This window comes from Candidatus Eisenbacteria bacterium (assembly GCA_035577985.1).
Taxonomy (GTDB): Bacteria; Desulfobacterota; Binatia; order DP-6; family DP-6; genus DATJZY01.
The window spans coordinates 1-2,077 of the sequence record DATJZY010000028.1; the positions used below are offsets into that span (position 1 = coordinate 1).

General features: G+C 69.5%; 3 protein-coding genes. 2 read left to right on the plus strand and 1 reads right to left on the minus strand.

Translation table 11 applies throughout. The features are described 5' to 3' along the window. Nucleotides 1–770: 770 nt before the first annotated feature. A complete protein-coding gene (locus VMS22_04215) occupies nucleotides 771–1,160 on the minus strand; it encodes a hypothetical protein (protein ID HXJ33223.1) in 390 nt (129 codons plus the stop codon). A 127-nt stretch (nucleotides 1,161–1,287) separates the two neighbouring features. Here VMS22_04215 and VMS22_04220 point away from each other — a divergent pair, with 127 nt between their 5' ends. After that, nucleotides 1,288–1,809 (plus strand): hypothetical protein, encoded by a 522-nt coding sequence (locus VMS22_04220; protein ID HXJ33224.1) that lies wholly within the window; start codon nucleotides 1,288–1,290, stop codon nucleotides 1,807–1,809. Continuing rightward, nucleotides 1,806–2,077 (plus strand): hypothetical protein (locus VMS22_04225; protein ID HXJ33225.1); only part of this gene is annotated, 272 nt, incomplete at its 3' end. The genes VMS22_04220 and VMS22_04225, both read left to right, overlap by 4 nt.

Sequence of the window (2,077 nt, forward strand, 5' to 3'; positions counted from 1 at the left end):
GGCGGCGTGCGCCAACGAGTGCACGTTCCCGAAGTGCGCCGCCTGTGGCTTGCTGGGCATCGAGCCCGTGCTGCTCCTGGTGGGGATCCGGGCGCTGCGGTCGAGGCGCATGGCGAGGAGACGACGATCATGCTGAGAACAGTCTTTATCGCCCGGTACTGAAACGTCCTGGCCACTCACCCGAGCTCCGCTACCAGCCCCGCGGAACGTCTGGAGGAAGCCCAGGCCTGACTCGACGCGGCGTCGCTGATGTGCCTGCGCCGCGCCGCCTCGATCGCGAAGCTAACCGTAGCTCTTCGCCCGTGATCCGAATCAGCGAGGTCTCGCGACCTACCAGGCAGAGGAGGTGTTGGAGTGGCCTCTCTCCGGCCCTTCGGGCTCCGAGCTACCTCGTGGCGGTGTCGGCTCGCCGCAGCCGACACGCGCGGCTGCGACGCCTAATTCATGCGGAGAATCCACCATCTGTTCGCCGTGGGAGTGGCGATCGCGATCCTCGTCCTCGGTGGGATCGCACGAAGCGCCACAGCGGGCTCGGGTCCAGTGGTCGGATGGGGTTGGAACTATTATGAGCAGGCGACGCCACCTCCCTCCGTGGATGGCACCGCCGGCACCGCCTCGGCGATCGCGACGGGCTTCGCGCACAGCTGCGCGATCCAGGCCGGCACCGGCGCGGTCGTCTGCTGGGGCGAAGGCATCTACGGGCAGACGACGCCGCCTCCCTCCGTGGACGGCAGCGCCGGCACCGCCACGGCGATCGCCGCTGGCGAATATCACAGCTGCGCGATCCAGGCCGGCACCGGCGCGGTCGTCTGCTGGGGCTTCAACGCCTCCGGGCTTTCGACGCCGCCTTCGTCGGTGAACGGGACGTCCGGGAGCGCCTCGGCGATCTCGGCGAGCGTGTACAGCAGCTGCGCGATCCGGGCCGGCAACGGCGCGGTCGTCTGCTGGGGCTCGAACATCGATTCCCTGTTGGAGGTGCCTTCGTCCGTGAACGGGACGTCCGGGAGCGCCTCGGCGATCTCGATGGGCCTCTCGCACAGCTGCGCGATCCGGACCGGCAGCGGCGCGGTCGTCTGCTGGGGCCAAAGTCTTTGGCGGATACCACCCCAGTCCGTGAACGGGACATCCGGAAGCGCCTCGGCGATCGCGGTGGGAAACAATCTCAGCTGCGCGATCCAGGCCGGCAGCGGCGCGGTTGTGTGTTGGGGCGAGAACTACGCTGGGCAGGCGACGCCGCCTTCGTCCGTGAACGGGACATCCGGAAGCGCCTCGGCGATCGCGGTCGGCATGGACCATGCCTGTGCAATCCAGGCCGGCAGCGGCGCGGTCGTCTGCTGGGGCGACAACTCCGTCGGCGAAGCGACGCCACCTTCGTCCTTGAACGGCGTCCGTGGAACGGCCACGGCGATCGCTACAACACGCGAGCACACCCTGGCCATCCGCACGCCAGAATGCTCCGACGGCATCGACAACGACGGAAACGGACTTGCGGACTACCCCGCCGACCCCGGCTGCGAGGATCTCGCGGACGTGTCGGAGGGCTGCGACGTCGACGGCTCGGGCGTGATCGACCGCAGCGACGTCCAGGCGATCGTCGATGGGATCGGCACCACCGTGGCCGCCGACGACCCGCGCGACGCCGACGGCGATGGGAAGGTCACGATCTTCGACTCGGCCGCGTGCGCCAACGAGTGCACGTTCGCGCAGTGCGCGGCCTGCGGATTGCTGGGGATCGAACCGGTCCTGGTCCTGATCGCGCTGCGGGGGACGCGATCGCTGCGGACCCGGCGTGCCGCGAGGAGACGATGAAGATGCCGAGAACCGGACTCTGGGTCGCCGTCGCAGCCCTCTCGCTCCTTCCGGCGCCGGGGCGCGCGCTCACGATCTCGGTCTCGGCGCCAGCTGCGGTCGACCTGGGTGCCTCCTTCGACGTCGAGCTCCTCGTCCTCGGCGCTCCGGAGCTCGGCGACTTCGCGCCGCCGAGCGTGCGCGCATTCGACCTCGACCTCACCTTCGACGCTTCGCTGCTGGCGTACGCAGGCGTGAGCTTCGGGCCGTTCCTGGGCTCGCCGGGAAT